The organism is Brevundimonas sp. AC546, assembly GCF_979258305.1.
Map to the genome: position 1 here is coordinate 22767 of NZ_OZ409849.1, position 15236 is coordinate 38002.

At 66.3% G+C, this 15236-nt stretch carries 14 protein-coding genes and 1 tRNA gene; 7 read left to right on the forward strand and 8 right to left on the reverse strand.

What is annotated here, in order from left to right:
- Positions 1–138: 138 nt before the first annotated feature.
- The 5 genes from ACZZZD_RS00115 to folE all read right to left on the reverse strand — a co-directional run bounded on the left by ACZZZD_RS00115 (position 139) and on the right by folE (position 4606).
- Positions 139–981, reverse strand: a complete 843-nt coding sequence (locus tag ACZZZD_RS00115) for an aldo/keto reductase (protein ID WP_463431490.1) — start codon at positions 979–981, stop codon at positions 139–141.
- Positions 982–1017: 36 nt separating this feature from the next.
- Positions 1018–1380: an MmcQ/YjbR family DNA-binding protein gene (locus ACZZZD_RS00120; RefSeq protein WP_463431492.1), complete on the reverse strand. Its 363-nt coding sequence runs from the start codon at positions 1378–1380 to the stop codon at positions 1018–1020.
- A gap of 15 nt (positions 1381–1395) precedes the next feature.
- Positions 1396–3237 (reverse strand): gamma-glutamyltransferase family protein, encoded by a 1842-nt coding sequence (locus ACZZZD_RS00125; protein ID WP_463431494.1) that lies wholly within the window; start codon positions 3235–3237, stop codon positions 1396–1398.
- Between the two features lie 140 nt (positions 3238–3377).
- Positions 3378–3812 carry a biopolymer transporter ExbD gene (locus ACZZZD_RS00130; protein WP_463431496.1) on the reverse strand — a complete coding sequence of 145 codons (435 nt, stop codon included), beginning with the start codon at positions 3810–3812 and terminating at the stop codon, positions 3378–3380.
- Positions 3813–3991: 179 nt separating this feature from the next.
- Positions 3992–4606 carry a GTP cyclohydrolase I FolE gene (gene folE, locus ACZZZD_RS00135; RefSeq protein ID WP_463431498.1) on the reverse strand — a complete coding sequence of 205 codons (615 nt, stop codon included), beginning with the start codon at positions 4604–4606 and terminating at the stop codon, positions 3992–3994.
- Positions 4607–4735: 129 nt separating this feature from the next.
- Between folE and cysS the strand changes: the two genes are divergently transcribed.
- Positions 4736–6187, forward strand: a complete 1452-nt coding sequence (gene cysS, locus ACZZZD_RS00140; protein ID WP_463431500.1) for a cysteine--tRNA ligase — start codon at positions 4736–4738, stop codon at positions 6185–6187.
- A 650-nt stretch (positions 6188–6837) separates the two neighbouring features.
- Here the strand turns inward: cysS and ACZZZD_RS00145 are convergent.
- Positions 6838–8121, reverse strand: coding sequence for a lytic murein transglycosylase (locus tag ACZZZD_RS00145; RefSeq protein WP_463431502.1), 1284 nt, complete (start codon positions 8119–8121; stop codon positions 6838–6840).
- Between the two features lie 191 nt (positions 8122–8312).
- Here ACZZZD_RS00145 and ACZZZD_RS00150 point away from each other — a divergent pair.
- The 5 genes from ACZZZD_RS00150 to ACZZZD_RS00170 all read left to right on the forward strand — a co-directional run bounded on the left by ACZZZD_RS00150 (position 8313) and on the right by ACZZZD_RS00170 (position 9976).
- A tRNA-Ala gene (locus ACZZZD_RS00150) sits at positions 8313–8389 on the forward strand.
- 202 nt (positions 8390–8591) lie between these two features.
- Entirely contained in the window at positions 8592–8717 is a 126-nt protein-coding gene (ykgO, locus tag ACZZZD_RS00155; protein ID WP_008263184.1) for a type B 50S ribosomal protein L36, read from the forward strand.
- A 159-nt stretch (positions 8718–8876) separates the two neighbouring features.
- Positions 8877–9152: a nucleoid-associated protein GapR gene (gapR, locus tag ACZZZD_RS00160; protein WP_135195123.1), complete on the forward strand. Its 276-nt coding sequence runs from the start codon at positions 8877–8879 to the stop codon at positions 9150–9152.
- Positions 9153–9164: 12 nt separating this feature from the next.
- On the forward strand, positions 9165–9584 hold the full coding sequence (locus ACZZZD_RS00165) for a hypothetical protein (protein WP_463431506.1): 420 nt from the start codon (positions 9165–9167) through the stop codon (positions 9582–9584).
- A gap of 209 nt (positions 9585–9793) precedes the next feature.
- A complete protein-coding gene (locus ACZZZD_RS00170) occupies positions 9794–9976 on the forward strand; it encodes a hypothetical protein (RefSeq protein ID WP_463431508.1) in 183 nt (60 codons plus the stop codon).
- A gap of 12 nt (positions 9977–9988) precedes the next feature.
- On the opposite strand, the gene ACZZZD_RS00175 is transcribed toward ACZZZD_RS00170, so the two are convergent.
- Positions 9989–11440, reverse strand: coding sequence for a sigma-54-dependent transcriptional regulator (locus tag ACZZZD_RS00175; RefSeq protein WP_463431510.1), 1452 nt, complete (start codon positions 11438–11440; stop codon positions 9989–9991).
- 107 nt (positions 11441–11547) lie between these two features.
- A complete protein-coding gene (locus ACZZZD_RS00180; RefSeq protein WP_463431512.1) occupies positions 11548–13317 on the reverse strand; it encodes a DUF4153 domain-containing protein in 1770 nt (589 codons plus the stop codon).
- Positions 13318–13414: 97 nt separating this feature from the next.
- Between ACZZZD_RS00180 and ACZZZD_RS00185 the strand changes: the two genes are divergently transcribed.
- Positions 13415–15208: a M3 family oligoendopeptidase gene (locus ACZZZD_RS00185; protein ID WP_463431514.1), complete on the forward strand. Its 1794-nt coding sequence runs from the start codon at positions 13415–13417 to the stop codon at positions 15206–15208.
- Positions 15209–15236 lie beyond the last annotated feature (28 nt).

Here is a 15236-nt window from a genome sequence, read left to right on the forward strand (position 1 = left end):
GGCTCCTGTCGCGAGCAAAGGGGTCGTTTTGGGTAGGCTTTGCAGTTGGGGGGCGAAGGCCGATTTGACAAGATGACGCAGTGTCGCGCGGGCATATCAAGGCCGACACCTTCGCGTTCTTCGGCTCCCCGTCTTCGATCAGGCGGCGGTCTTGTCCCATTCGAACGCCGGGTCCAGCCAGTCGCCCAACCTTTCACCGCGATCCAGCGCATCCATCCGCTGCATCTCCTCGTCCGTCAGGGCGAAATCGAAGATGTCGAAGTTCTCGCGGGCCCGGCTTTCCTTGGTGGTGCGGGGAATGGCGATGATCCCGTGCTGGATCAGCCAACGCAGGGTGATCTGGCCATTGGTCTTGCCGTGCGCCTTGGCCAGTTCGCTGATGGTGGCGTCGTCGGCGATCTTGCCCTGGGCCAGCGGCGACCAGGCGGTGATCGACGATCCCAGCTCGGCCGCGGTCGCGACCAACTGGTCGATGCCGAGATAGGGATGGTGCTCGACCTGATCGGTCAGCAGACGGGCTTTCGACAGGCTTTGCGCCCGGCGGAATTCCTTGGACGGGAAGTTGGACAGGCCGATCGACTTGGTCAGCCCCGCGTCCTTCGCTGCGTTCAACGCGCCCAGCGTCTCTTCGAACGACGGCGTCGTCTTGGGCCAGTGCAGCAGCAGCAGGTCCGGCGTCGTACCCAGGCTGGCCGCCGATTCCTCGGCCTGTTTCAGCAGGGCGTCATGAGTGAAATGCTCGACCCAGATCTTGGTCGTCAGGAACAGATCCTCGCGCGCCACGCCCGAATCCCGGATGCCTTCGCCCACGGCCTGCTCGTTCTTGTAGATCCAAGCCGTGTCGATGTGGCGATATCCGATCCGCAACGCCTCGGCGACCATGCGGCGCGCATCGTCGGGCTCCAACTGCCAGGTGCCGAAGCCGAGGAGGGGGATTTCCACGTCATCGACGGTGATCGTGGGTTGGTCGCCATAGGCCATGGGGCGCGCCTTCGCTGCGTTCAGGGAGCGGTGTAATTAGGCGCCCGAGCCCGTTCCGGTAAGGAGCGGATGCTGTTTCGACAGACTTTTCGGCGCGACCTTGCGCCAGCGCCTGTCCAGCGCCGCCTTCAACCAGACCGGATCGACCGTCGCGATCCGAGCCAGCACGATCGGATGGTCGCGATAGTGGTCGGTGAAATGGAAGGTCGCCGGGTCCATCTCAATCAGCAGGTCGCGCTCATCGCGATTGTCCAGATGCACCACGATGCTGTCGTCCAACTGGGGTCGCAGCCAGGTGAAGAACTTGCCCGCCACCTTGAAAGACGCTTCGCCGTAGGACACGCCGTCCTCGACGCGGGGAAATGACAGCAGCAGGTCGCGGACTTCGTCGTGGGTCATGTCAGTAGCCCAACCTCAGTAAGCCAAGGCGATCCCGTCCTTGCGCATCTCGGTCGCCGCGCCGTAGGTCCAGCGAGCGCCGGGGTTCTGCTGCATCACGACGTTCTGATAGCCGCCGAACCCGCCGTCGGGTTCGCCCAGGGTCCAGCCCATGGCGCGCAGTTGGGCCTTGGTCGCCTCAGGCACGCCGCTTTCCAGATGCAGGACGCCGGTTCCTTCCTGCGGCTGGCCGGTCGGTTCGGACGAGCCATAGTGTTGCCAGCGCGGGGCGTCGCCCGCCGCCTGGGGCTCCAGCCCGTAGTCGACCATGTTGATGATGATCTGGGCCTGGCCCTGGGGCTGCATGGCGCCGCCCATGACGCCGAACGCCATCCAGGGCTCGCCGTCCTTGACCGCGAAACCGGGGATAATGGTCTGGAACGGCCGCTTGCCGGGCGCATAGATATTGGGATGGCCGTCGGTCAGGGCGAACAGCTCGCCCCGGTCCTGGAACATGAAGCCTAGCGGTTCCGAGCCGTTGTCCGGCGCCAGTCCCGAGCCCATGCCGCGATAGTTGGACTGGATCCAGCTGACCATCATGCCGTCGGCGTCGGCGACGCTGAAATAGGTCGTGTCGCCGTGGTGCGGGGCGTCGCCCGGCATGACGCGGTCCATGACCCGGTCGGGCCGGATCAGCTTGGCGCGCTCGGCGGCGTAGGCCTTGGAGTTCAGCCATTCGACCGGGGTCTTGGAGAATCGGTCGTCGGCGAACCAGCGCGCACGGTCCTCGAACGCCAGCCGCTTGGCCTCGGCCTGGACGTGCAGCGAGGCGGCGGACTGGAAGCCCATGGATTTCAGATCGAACTGCTCGCAGATGTTCAGGATCTGGTTGGTGGACAGGCCCTGGGTGTTCGGACCCAGGCCGAAGACATCGACCCCGCGATAGTTGGTCTGGATCGGCTCGACCCATTCGGTGTGATGCACGGCCAAGTCGGCGCGAGTCATCCAGCCGCCGATTCGCTTGAAATAGGCCTCGATCTGATCCGCGATCGGCCCGTCATAGAAGGCGTCGCGTCCGCCCTCGGCGATCAGCCTCAGGGTCTTGCCCAGATAGGGGTTGGCGAAGATCTCGCCCACCTTGGGCGTCGCCCCGTTCGCGGCCCAGATGCGCTTGCGGTTGGCGTTCTCCTCAATCGGGATCTGGCCCCGGTCGAAGGAAGCCATGTTGCGTTCCAGGTAGTAAGCGATGACCTGGGGCACGGGCACGCCCTGTTCGCACAGTTCGGCGACGGGCAGCAACACGTCCTTCCACGGCAGTTTTCCATACCTCTGGTGCGCGCTCCACCAGGCGTCCACCGTGCCCGGCACATTGACCGTCACCGCGCCATAGCGAGGCAGATAGCCGTCGATGGCCTTGGACCGCGCGGTCTCCAGGCTGAGGCCCTGCGGACTCGCGCCCGAGCCGTTCAGCCCGACGACCTTCTTCTGTTTGGGGTCCCACAGCATGCAATAGGCGTCGCCCCCGATGCCGTTGGCCACCGGCTCCAGGAAGCCCAGGGCCGCATTGATGGCGATGGCCGCGTCGATGGCCGATCCGCCGCGCCTCAGGGTGTCGATGCCGATCAGGCTGGCCGCCGGATGCGCCGTCGCTGCCGCCCCATTCGCGCCCCAGACCGTCGAGCGGCCCATGAACTTCGGCCCCGTGATGCGGTCGCCGATGCCGACGCCGGCATAGGGATCGGGTCGCGCGGGTGCGGGGGCCGCTTCTGTCGGCTTGGCGGTCGGTGAGGCTTGCCGGGCCTGGGTCGCCGTCGCCGCCATCGTTCCGACGCTCAGGGCGCCGGCGGGCAGGGCGGACAGGAAGGTGCGACGACGCATGGGCGAACTCCTCGAACAACCGATGCGCATCAAGGCCGCGTCACGCCCATCCGGCAACCCCCATTCTCAGATCGCGCCGCCAAAGAAAAAGGCCGCGCCCCTCTCGGAGCGCGGCCCAAATCCTGAAACGGACGACAGTCCTATTCGATGTCTTCGTTCAGCAGACCGACCTTGAAGAAGCCGTTCTCCTGCATCTTGTTCATGACTTCCATGAACTGCGAGTATTTCACTTCCGGCTGAGCGCGGACGAAGACGCGCTCTTCTTGGCAGGAACCGCCGCCCAGGGCGGTGCAGACGTCAGCCGCCAGGTTGTCGATCGAGGTTTGCTGTTCCGCGATGAACAGCTGACCGGTGTCCTGGATGGTGATGTACACCGGTTCCTTTTCCTCGGTCGGATTGGTGGGCGGCTGTGCCGGCGGCAGGTCCAGACGGATCGAGACGGTCGCCATCGGCGCGGCGACCATGAAGATGATCATGAGCACCAGCAGAATGTCGATGAACGGCGTGATGTTGATATCCGCCGTCTGTTCGATCGTGTGCTTGTCCCCACCGGAACCGCCGATCTTCGCAGCCATGCTCGTCTCCGTTACTCGCCGGCTGCAATCCGCGCCGGCATTTCCCTATGGATCGCCCGAAGGCTTGTTCGGTTCTTGGCGTCCCGATGCGGGCTTGTAAAGCGGTTCTAAACGATCCGGCGTTCCCGAACGTCAATTATACGCGACAGTCTCGCGGCGGGCGGGGGCCAGATCGGGCTTCAGGCCTTGGCCAGCTTCAAAAAACGGTCCGCCAGGGCAGGATCGTCCTTGAAGGCGCCGGTGAAGCGGGTCGTTATGGTCGAAACGTGCCGATGATGCACGCCGCGCGTGGTCATGCACTGATGCTCGGCGTCCACCAGAACCGCCACGCCGCGCGGCTGCAGGTGCGATTCGATGGCGTCGATGATGTCGTTGGTCAGGGTTTCCTGGTTCTGCAGGCGTCGCGCATAGATCTCGACCACCCGCGCCAGTTTGGAGATGCCCACCACCTTCTCGCCGGGCAGATAGGCGACATAGGCCTTGCCCAGGAAGGGGGCCATGTGGTGCTCGCAATGGCTCTCCACCTCGATGTCGCGCAGGATGACCATGTCGTCGTAACCGGTCACGTCCTCGAAGGTGCGCGACAGCTCCTTGCCCGCATCGGCTTCGTAACCGTCGAACCATTCGCCATAGGCGTCCACCACCCGCTTGGGCGTGTCGATCAGGCCGGGACGGTTCGGATTGTCGCCGGCCCAGGCGATCAGGGTCCGCACGGCCTCCAGCGCCTGTTCGCGGCTGGGGCGTTGCACGGTTTCGTCGCTGACGAGGACGGGCTTGGCGGGGATGACGCTCATGAACTCGATTTCCGGCCGGGGCGGGCGGGGTCGCCCGGTATAGCTTCTACAATCCGTCGGGACTGTATATCAGGCCGCTATATGGGACGGACCCTCCGTCCCGCAAGAAAACCCGCTGAAGACTTATCCATGCCGCTGCACATCCACGACACCCTGCGCCGTGAAAAGCGCCTGTTCGAACCGCGCGATCCGAACCGGGTGACCCTCTATGTCTGCGGCCCGACGGTCTATGACTACGCCCATATCGGCAATGCCCGCCCGCCGGTGGTGTTCGACGTCCTAGTGCGGCTGCTGCGCCGGACCTACGGGGCGGACAAGGTCGTCTACGCTCGCAACGTCACCGACGTGGACGACAAGATCAATCAGAAGGCCGCCCGCGAGGGCGTGCCGATCGGCGAGGTCACGGCCCGATACGAGGCGGCCTATCTTGCCGACATGGGCCTGCTGAACGTGTCGCCGCCTGACCTGGCCCCGCACGTCACCGACTATATCCCGGCCATCGTCGATCAGATCCAGGCCATCGTCGACGCCGGCTGCGCCTATGCGGCCGAAGGGCACGTCCTGTTCGATGTCTCGTCCTACAAGTCATACGGCGCGCTGTCGGGCCGGAACCTGGACGACATGATCGCCGGCGCCCGCGTCGAGGTCGCGCCATACAAGAAGAACCCTCACGACTTCGTCCTGTGGAAGCCGTCAAAGACCGACGAACCGTCCTGGCCGTCGCCCTGGGGCGAGGGGCGGCCCGGCTGGCACATCGAATGCTCGGCCATGATCGAACAAACCCTGGGCCTGCCCATCGACATCCACGGCGGCGGCATCGACCTGGTCTTCCCGCACCACGAGAACGAGATCGCGCAAGGCGTCTGCGCCCACGGCCATGCCCATGACGATCAGGCGCACGACGAATACGCCCGCTACTGGATGCACAACGGCTTCCTGACCGTGGACGCCGAGAAGATGTCCAAGTCCATCGGCAACGTCCTGCTGCTGCACGACCTGGTCCAGGCCATGCCGGGCGAGGTCGTCCGCTGGGCGCTGCTGAGCGCCCACTATCGCCAGCCGCTGGACTGGAACCAGGGGCTGCTGGAGCAGAGCCGCAAGAACCTGGATCGTCTTTATGGCGTTCTGCGCGACGCCGACGCGGCCCTGGCCGATTTCGATTTCGCCACGCTGGACGAGGCCGAGATGGAGCTGGCCGATAACGCCCTGGACCCGGTGTTGGACGCGCTGGAGGACGACCTCAACACGCCGGGCGCCATCGCCCAGCTGTTCGGGCTGGGAAACGCCCTTCGCGATCTGCTGAACGATGCCGAGGCGGACATCAACGACATCGCCATGGCTCGCTGGAGCCTGGCCGAAGCCGCCAGCCTGCTCGGCGTGCTTTCGCTGACGCCGGACGCTTGGTTTGAGGGCGGCGATCCCGCCCTGAAGGCTGAGGTCGAGGCCTTGCTGGAACAACGCGCTAGCGCCCGCGCCGCCAAGGACTGGCCCGAGGCCGACCGCATCCGCGACCGTCTCAACGCCCTGAACGTCGTCGTCATGGACGGCCCCGAAGGCGCCACCTGGCGGATGAAGGGCTAAACGACTCCACGTCTCCTCCCCATTTGTGGGGAGGGGGACCGCGCGTAGCGTGGTGGAGGGGCTCTTGAAGTCCCACAGGCGCCTGCGATGCGGTGGAGAGCCCCTCCGTCACGGCGCGGAAGACGCGCCGCGCCACCTCCCCATGAAATGGGGAGGAGACGATGGTCAGCCATCACAATGTCGCTGGTCCATTCCCAGCGAATCCAATCGCTTGCCGATTTATGTCCCCGTTCTCCTGCCCACGGGGTCAAACCGCCCCATAATACACCCGTCCCGTCGCCCGGAGGGCTCGCTTGGCCTGCGACCTTGCGGCGGCGGGAGCGGATGGAACGGGAGCGGGTCTGAAACGGCTCGCGCTGACATCGACTCATGGAGCGGTGTCGGAGGGTCGAGGGGGATACTCGATCGCACTCGGGACGGGGTTTCGCAGACCCCGCCGACCCGTCGCAGGCTTATGGGGTTAGGCGATAAGACCGCCACCGCTCGACGCCCCGAGCTTGCAGGCCAACCACCCGCGCGGAGCGTCAACCCTTCGTCGAAACGGTAACAACACAAAACAACTCCGGGCGAAGGCCCGGCGCTCCGCCCAGCCCTCCAACACCTCCGCCCGTGAAAGGCAGGAGCGCCGCACCATGCCCGGATTTACGTCCTCAGTTCGCCCGGCGGATCAGTTCGTCCGCCAGCGTCGGCGTCAGATAGCCGTCGGCGGTGCGGCCCGTCGCCACCTGCCAGCGGCGCAGGGCCGCGCGGGTGTTGGACCCGATCACCCCGTCGACGCCCTGGGTGTCGTAGCCCAGTTGGGTCAGGGCGCGCTGCGCCCCGATCCTCTGCTCGCGCGACATCGACGGGTCGTTGGGCCAGGCCTTGCTCAGGGCTGGCTTGCCCATGATCCCGTCCGCCGTCAGGCCGATGGCCAGGGCGTAGCTGACCGAGTTGTTGTAGCGGCGGATCACATAGTGGTTCGGAAGCGCAAGGAAGGCCGGCCCGTTCGCGCCCTGCGGCAGCAGGATGGTCGCCTCTTCCAGGGCCTCGGCCCCATTCGGCGTGCCGCCCTGGGCCAGACGAACGCCCTTGGCCGCCCAATAGGCCCAGTTGTGTTTGGGCCCTTCCGCCTCGGCATAGTCGAAGCCGGAGGGCAGGGTGACCTCATAGCCCCAGCCCTGGCCGCGTTTCCAGCCGGCCTGGGCCAGCAGGTTGGCGGCGGACGCCAGGGCGTCGGCGTCGTCCGCCCAGATGTCGACCTTGCCGTCGCCGTCCTGATCAACGCCAAGACGCAGATAGTTGTCGGGCATGAACTGGGTCTGGCCCATGGCCCCCGCCCAACTGCCCTTCAGCCCCGCGCGCTCGCGCCGGCCGTCCACGACGATGTCCAGCGCATCCTTCAACTGGCCCTCGGCCCAGTCGCGGCGACGCCCGTCATAGGCCAGGGTCGCCAGCGAGCGGATGACGTCATAGTCGCCCTGCACCTGACCAAAGGCGCTCTCCTGCGCCCAGACCCCGACCAGGATTTCGCTGGGCACGCCGAACCGCTGGACCACCGACCACGGCACCCGGTCGATTCGCTGCTTGGCCTGGGCGATTCGCACCGAGGTGACCGCGTTCTGGATGTAGGCGCCGGCCGGCTTGGAGAATTCCGGCTGGTTCCGGTCCAGCCGGATCACGGTGGGATCGGGCGTCAGCCCGTCCAGCTCGCGGGCGTAGTCGGCACGGCGGGCGCCGCCCTTTCGCGCCAGGAAGCCCTGTTTCCAGCCCTCGAACCCTTGCTGGTCATAGGCCGCCAGCGGCGGCGTCGGCGGTGTGGGGGCAGGGGCCGTGACGGGCGCGCCCGGCTGCGGCTGGGGCTGCGGCGTCGGCAGACCCACCTGCGGCTCGGGCAACATGGGCGCGCAGGCCGAAACACAGCCGATGAGGAGGAGGCGATAGGAAAAGCGCATGAGATTCAAACTAAAGCCCCCGAGGTCAGACGTGAAATGACATCCGCGCGAATGTCCATTTCACGGCCATAAAGCGCTTGTGAGGCGAAAGCGTTGCCTTGCTCTCCCCATGCGGGTGCAATGCGCGCTGTTAACGCTCTTTCTAATGGACGATTTAAGCGTGTGTGGCGTAATGACGCACAAGCTCTGACGGCCTGATGGCGGAGTGGCGACGCGGCGGGCGTGCAACCCCGTAAACCCTCCGTTCGACTCGGAGGTCAGGCCTCCAGCTTTTTTGAGCGTGCTATCGCCCTTCGGGCTACTTGAGCACGTCAGAGAAAATGCGTCGCCAGGCAGGCTGTGCCTGCCTTTCATGCGGTTTTGACCTTTGGCGGGTTGACCTTCTGAACCCCTCTCTCTATACGACCGCCTCCGCCGCGATCCGACCGGGTCAGCGGCTTTCTTATTGGTTTCTCTCAGGACGTCCGACCATGAAGGTCCGTAGCTCGCTCAAGTCCCTGAAGACCCGCCACCGCGACTGCAAGGTCGTGCGTCGCAAGGGCGTCGTCTTCGTCATCAACAAGACCGACCCGCGCTTCAAGGCGAAGCAGGGCTAAGCAGCGTTTGCTGCGCGCCGCCTCGTCGGCGTGCACACGTTGGGTCCTACTTACGATCCACAGGCTGCGGATGTTTGTCCGCGGCCTTTTTCGTGTTCGCGGTTGAGTCGCGCCTGTCGGCATGGTTAGCGTCCGCGCCTGATTTCTGGAGTATCCCTCATGGCTGACGACGCGTCCTTCGACGGTGGTCCCGACATTCTCAACGCGACGGCTCAGGGCCGCCTGCGCACCATCATCGAGCGCCTGGAGCGCCTCGAAGAGGACAAGCAGGCCGTCATGACGGACATGAAGGAGGTCTTCGCCGAGGCCAAGGGCGAGGGCTACGACGTCAAGATCCTGCGCAAGGTCATCCGCATCCGTAAGCAGGACAAGGCCAAGCGTCAGGAAGAGGACGCCATCCTGGACCTCTATCTGTCGGCCCTCGGCGAGATCTGAGGCTGACCCGGCTTGAAGCGCACCCCCTTCAAGCCAGGAGGCGGGCTGTCGCGATCGGGCGGCCTCAAGGGCGACGGCGCATCCAAGCTGCGCTCAAGCAGCCCGAAGGGCGATAGCGCCAAAAAAGAAAAGCTGCTGAGCCCTTGGGATCAGCAGCGCGAAGCGGCCAAACGCGTCGCTCTGAACGCCCTGAAACGCGCCCGCCGCTCGGCAGAGAAGGCGGGCGTTTCTCTGTCCGAATGGGAGGGCGAATTCCTCGATTCCGTCAGTGAACGGGTGAAGACCCACGGCCGCGCCTTCGCCGACCCCGAAAAGGGCGCGCCGGGCCAGGCCCTCTCGGCCATGCAGGGCCGCAAGCTCAAGGAAATCACCGCCAAGGCCAACGGCGAAGAGCCGAAACGGCGGTGGGGCGGGAAGCCGAAAGAGCCATAACCGTTCGTCATCCTCGGGCTTGACCCGAGGACCGGGCCATCCACAACTCAGCGTTTATAAGCGAGCGCCGACCTTTCATCGCCACCTATATCCAAGCGAGCCGACCGCACGGCGTCCTTTACATCGGCATGACGTCGAATCTCTTCGAACGCGGCCATCAGCACAGGATCGGGGCTTTCGAAGGCTTCGCCAGTCGATATGGCTGCGGGATGCTGGTCTGGAAGGCGTTGAAGCGCTGGAATCGCGTTTGGAAGCTGGAGCTGATCGAACGGACGAACCCTGGATGGGTCGATCTCTATCCCAGTCTATGCGGCTGGACGCCTGATCCTCGGGTCAAGCCCGAGGATGACGAAGAGGGGAGTGTCGCTTCATTTCTTAAAAAGCTGGAATGAGGCGCATAAGGCTCAGCCCGCTTCCTTCAACTGACCTTCCAGGCCCTGCTCGCGGACCTTGCGGTACAGGGTCGAGCGGCCGATGCCGAGGCGGCGGGCGATTTCGCTCATATGGCCGGCATAGACCTCGATGGCGTGCTGGATCAGGTCGCGTTCGATGTCTTCCAGCGTCCGCAGATGCCCGCGGTCGTCCAGGATGCGGATCGGCTGGTCCGCCTGGCTGGCGTGGTCGGCCTGGGCGCTGGCGGCCGTGGCGGCATACAGGGGCTGGGCGTCCGGCATGGGGGCGGCGACGCCCGAGACGGCGGGGAAATCGTGCGGCTGCAGGAAGGGCGCATCGGCCAGGACGATGGCGCGGAACACCGCATTCTCCAGCTGGCGCACGTTGCCGGGCCAGTCGAACCCTTGAAGCAGAGCCAGGGTCTCGGGCGCACATCCGGCGATCCGCTTGCCCTCCTCGGCGTTGAAGCGGGCGATGAAGTGATCGACCAGAGGCGCGATGTCCTCGCGCCGCTCACGCAGCGACGGGGCCTCGATCGGAAACACGTTCAGGCGATAGAACAGATCCTCGCGGAAGGCGCCGTCCTTGACCTGCTGGGCCGGGTCGCGATTGGTCGCCGAGACGATGCGCACGTCGATCTTGACCGGCCGCTTGCCGCCGACGGGGTCGATCTCGCCTTCCTGCAGGGCGCGCAGCAGCTTGACCTGCATGTCCAGCGGCAGTTCGCCGATCTCGTCCAGGAACAGGGTGCCGCCGTCCGCCTCGCGGAACTTGCCCAGCGTCTTGTCCACGGCGCCGGTGAACGCGCCCTTCTCGTGTCCGAACAGGATGGATTCTATCAGATTGGCGGGCAGGGCGCCGCAGTTGACGGCGATGAAGGGTTTGCCGGCCCGGTCGCTGGCGCCGTGAAGGGCGCGTGCGATGACCTCCTTGCCGACGCCGCTCTCGCCGGTGATCAGGACGGGGATCGAGGATTTGGCGGCACGGGCGCCCAGCGCCTTGACCATCCGCATCGGCGCGCTGTCGCCCACGATGTCGTCGAAACTGGTGCGGCCCTGGACGCGCTTGGTCAGACGTCCGACCTCGGCCGTCAAACGCTTCATCTGCATGGCGTTGCGCACGCCGACCAACAGGCGTTCCGGCCCGACCGGCTTGACGAAGAAGTCCTGGGCGCCGGCCTGCATGGCCTTGACCACCATGTCGATGCCGCCGTTGGCCGTCAGCACGATGACCGGCTCGTTCATGCCGGCGCTGCGCAGTTCGGCCAGGCACTCCAGCCCCGACATCTCGGGCATGACCATGTCCAGCAGGACCAGGTCGGCCCCGCCGCCGCGCACCATCCGGTCGATGGCCTCGCCGCCGCTGGCGGCATGGACCACGGCGTTGCCGTCCCGCTCCAGCACGGCCTGGATCAGCCGGCGCTGGGTCGGATCGTCGTCAACGACCAGAATGGTCTTGGCCATGAAAGCCCCTTGTGCTGTCGCCCACCCCTGTCGCGGATGGATCGTTTCGGGACGATTTCTACGAAGTCGAGGTGAAAATCGAGTGATAGGGCATGGTGTCCGCCCCGTTAACGCCGCCGTGGCGTATCGCACCGAATCTCGGGATCGGCCTGCAGTTTCTGGTCGCCGACGATCAGGTCCGGCAGCGCGGCCGGGGCTGCCGTCACACCGGTGCTCAGGGCCGATTCCAGGGTCTCGGCGTTGCGGCTGCACGAAACTTGATAGCGCGCGGCAAGGCGCCATTGCCCTTCGGCGTCCTGATCATAGGCAAGGACAGTCCGCGCCATCGCCACCAGCACATCCTCTCGGCCGTCGCCGTCCAGATCCAGCGTCCGCAAGGTGCACGGACTGTCGCTCGTGCAGTTGAACAGCTGATCGACCTGGCGTTCGAGCTGCTCGGTGAAGCTGGCGGGGATGGTCTGACCGAGCGCGGGCTGGAGCCGAATGGCCGTCGCGCGGTCGCGGCGATCGCGTGGCGTGGAGCCCGAACGATAGTCACGGGCCTTGGCGGCGCGGGCCAGGCGCGCGGTTTCGGCATTGGTGGATCGCGTCAACACATCAAGGGCGGCCGTCCCGACCTTGCCGCTCTCGAACCTCAGGAAATCATAGTCGAAGTCTCGCGCAGAGACCGCGCCGCGTTCCAGTCGTGCGATCTGATCCTTCACCGACATCCGCGCCGGATCGGCCAGGGGGCTGAACAGGGCCAGGATGACCAGGACCGACAGGACGGCGGCGACGATATTGGTCCGCTCCAGCGGCCTCATCCAGCCGCCCGGCTTCGTCGCCGCCAGCAGATAGCCCGCCCCATAGACCGCCCCGACCAGGGCGCAGGCGGCGGCGATGATCCGGTCGGGCGTCAGGCCATGCTGGCCGATCCGCAGGCCCAGCCCCCACAGGGCCAGGATGACCAGAGGCGCGATCAGGACCGAGGCGACACGCACGCCGTATTTCAGCACGACCGGCGGCAGATTGTCGGGCCGACCGTCCTGATAGGCCGTGTTGATCAGCACGATCAGGGCGGCGGCGGCCGACAGGACCAAGGCCGTCGCGCTGCGCGTCTCCCACAGGCCGTCCAGTCCGGTGAAGGGCAGGGCCGCCAGAAAACCGCCGACCAGCACGGTGATCACCAGAAGCAGCCAGGACAGCAGCATCAGGGCCACGGTCCGCACGCCCCGGATCAGGCCGTCACGCACATCGGTGAGCTGGACCGCCGTGGCGAAGATCAGGGCCGTCACGGGAATGGCGAACCAGGCCTCGCGGAGAATGTCCTCAAGGAAGCTCAGGCCGATCATCTTGAACAGGGCCGCGCCCAACTGAAGCAGCACCCAGAAGGCGCCGGTGAAGCCCAGCGACAGGGCCAACTGCACCCCGGCCTTCCAGGCCACGTCGAAATATTCGGGATAGTCGACGATCCAGCGCCGTTCGCGGATCGCCGGGACGATCAGGTGATGGGCGATGAACAGGGCCGCCGCGCCGAATGCCAGGACCGGGAAGCTGAGGAAGGGCGCCTGATGGAAGGCGTCCGCCGACTGACGCGCTACGTCGTGTGCGCCCAGCAAGGCCAGAACCACCGCAGCCACGCCCGTCCACAGGGCCAGGGCCAGCGGCTTGATCCGCCCCGCCGCCGCCAGCACGACCACGGGACCATAGCCCGCCGCCAGGGCCAGGGCGCCGAACATCGCCGGCTGGGTCTCGGGCCAAACATTCTTGTCGGCCGCCAGATACAGCAGATAAAGCGCCAAGCCTTGGACCAAACCGGTCGCCAGCCGAATCGCGAACAGGCCGGACGCCCCGCCCAGGCCTGTGCGGCCGGTATCTTGATGCGTCGTCTCGGTCATTCACGTGCCTCCAAAACGCAGGATTGCACGGCCGGCATCGTCGAGAAAGCGTGGCGGAAGGTTGCAGCCGTCGTCCGGCATCCCCAGAACAGGGGGCATGAACGCTCCCTTCAAGACGCCCAGCACCGAAGCCCCGCTGTGGGACCTGACCGATCTCTACGCCTCACGCGACGACGCCAAGGTCGCAGCCGACCTGGAAAAGGCGCGGGGTCTGGTGGATTCGCTGAATGGGCTGAAGGGGAAACTGGCCGCCGAACAGGACGCCGCCAGCCTGGGCGCCGTGCTGGACCGGGCCATTCACCTGTATGAGCAGGCGTCGGACGTGCTGGGCGCGCTGGGCGCCTACGCCTTCCTGTCGGCTTCGACCGCGCGCGACGATGCGACGGCGCAGGGGTTCGAGGCGGATGTGCGCGAGAAGATCACCGCCATCGCCACCCCCACCGTCTGGCTGACGCTGGAGATCAACCAGATCGACGACGCAGCGCTGGAAGCGGCCCTGACCGCCCACGACGGCGCGGCCCGCTGGCGGCCGTGGCTGCGCCGGGTGCGGGCGATGAAGCCGCATGAGTTGTCGGCCGAGCTGGAGACCTTCATCGCCGAGCGCGGGCCGATCACCGCCCAATGGCCGCGCCTGTTCGACGAGCAACTGGCCGCCCTGCGCGCCAAGGCGGGTAGTGAGAGTTTGACCCTGGCCGAGGCGCTCAACCGCCTGTCGGACGCCAAACCCGCGCGCCGCAAGGCCGCCGCTGAGGGCCTGTCGGAGGCGCTGGCCGGCCGCGCCCCGACCCTGGCCCTGGTGCTGAACACCGTCGCCGCCGACAAGGCGATGGAGGATCGCTGGCGCGGTTTCAAACGTCCGGCCGACAGCCGCCACCTGGGCAACGAGGTTGACGGCGAGGCCGTGGACGCCATGGCCGAGGCCGTCGCCGCCGCCTACCCACGCCTGTCGCACCGCTATTATGCGCTGAAGGCCAAGGCGATGGGCAAGGCGCGGCTGGACCACTGGGACCGCAATGCGCCCATCGAGACGACCGCCCCGCGCGCCTTCACCTGGACGCAAGGGCGCGAGATCGTGCTGGACAGTTTCTCGGACCTGGGCGGCGATTTCGCCGATCGAGCGGGCGGCTTCTTCGACAAGCCCTGGATCGACGGCCGGGCGCGGGCGGGCAAGCAGTCGGGCGCCTACGCTCACCCCGTCACCGCCGACCGCCATCCTTATGTCTTCCTGAACTGGATGGGCGAGCGGCGCGACGTCCTGACCCTTGCGCACGAACTGGGGCACGGTGTCCACCAGACCCTGGCGGCGGATCAGGGCACGCTTCTGGCCGACACGCCGCTGACCCTGGCCGAGACCGCCTCCATCTTCGCCGAGGGCCTGACCTTCGACCGCCTGCTGGCGACGGCGCCGAAGTCAGAGCAGCGCGGCCTGCTGGCCGGCCGGATCGAGGACGGGCTGAACACCGTCGTGCGCCAGATCGCCTTCCACCGTTTCGAGACCCGATTCCACGACGAACGTCTGCAGGGCGAGGTGTCGCAGCAGCGCATCAACCAGCTGTGGCTGGAGGAGATGGCCGCCTCGCTGGGGCCGTCGGTCAAGCTGAACCCCGGCTATGAACACTGGTGGGCCTACGTCAGCCACTTCGTCCATTCGCCCTTCTACGTCTACGCCTACGCCTTCGGAGATCTGCTGGTGGCGGCCTTGATGGAGGCGCGGCGCAACGATCCGACGGGCTTCACGCCTCTGTATCGCGAGCTGTTGGCCGGCGGCGGATCGCGCACCTATGTCGAGGCGTTGAAGCCGTTCGGCCTGGACCCGCGCGACCCGGCCTTCTGGAGCGTGGGCTGCCAGAGGCTGGAGCGTCTGGTGGATCAGTTCGAAGCGCTGGCCTGACGAACGAATGACTGCGGGCTTGAGCGGG

Coding starts and splice junctions, on each gene's coding strand:
- ACZZZD_RS00130 (WP_463431496.1), bottom strand. CDS start 3,812: ATGGCTGCGAAGATCGGCGGTTCCGGTGGGGACAAGCACACGATCGAA.
- ACZZZD_RS00185 (WP_463431514.1), top strand. CDS start 13,415: ATGAACGCTCCCTTCAAGACGCCCAGCACCGAAGCCCCGCTGTGGGAC.
- ACZZZD_RS00175 (WP_463431510.1), bottom strand. CDS start 11,440: ATGGCCAAGACCATTCTGGTCGTTGACGACGATCCGACCCAGCGCCGG.
- ykgO (WP_008263184.1), top strand. CDS start 8,592: ATGAAGGTCCGTAGCTCGCTCAAGTCCCTGAAGACCCGCCACCGCGAC.
- gapR (WP_135195123.1), top strand. CDS start 8,877: ATGGCTGACGACGCGTCCTTCGACGGTGGTCCCGACATTCTCAACGCG.
- ACZZZD_RS00145 (WP_463431502.1), bottom strand. CDS start 8,121: ATGCGCTTTTCCTATCGCCTCCTCCTCATCGGCTGTGTTTCGGCCTGC.
- cysS (WP_463431500.1), top strand. CDS start 4,736: ATGCCGCTGCACATCCACGACACCCTGCGCCGTGAAAAGCGCCTGTTC.
- ACZZZD_RS00125 (WP_463431494.1), bottom strand. CDS start 3,237: ATGCGTCGTCGCACCTTCCTGTCCGCCCTGCCCGCCGGCGCCCTGAGC.
- ACZZZD_RS00180 (WP_463431512.1), bottom strand. CDS start 13,317: ATGACCGAGACGACGCATCAAGATACCGGCCGCACAGGCCTGGGCGGG.
- ACZZZD_RS00170 (WP_463431508.1), top strand. CDS start 9,794: ATGCTGGTCTGGAAGGCGTTGAAGCGCTGGAATCGCGTTTGGAAGCTG.
- ACZZZD_RS00120 (WP_463431492.1), bottom strand. CDS start 1,380: ATGACCCACGACGAAGTCCGCGACCTGCTGCTGTCATTTCCCCGCGTC.
- ACZZZD_RS00115 (WP_463431490.1), bottom strand. CDS start 981: ATGGCCTATGGCGACCAACCCACGATCACCGTCGATGACGTGGAAATC.
- folE (WP_463431498.1), bottom strand. CDS start 4,606: ATGAGCGTCATCCCCGCCAAGCCCGTCCTCGTCAGCGACGAAACCGTG.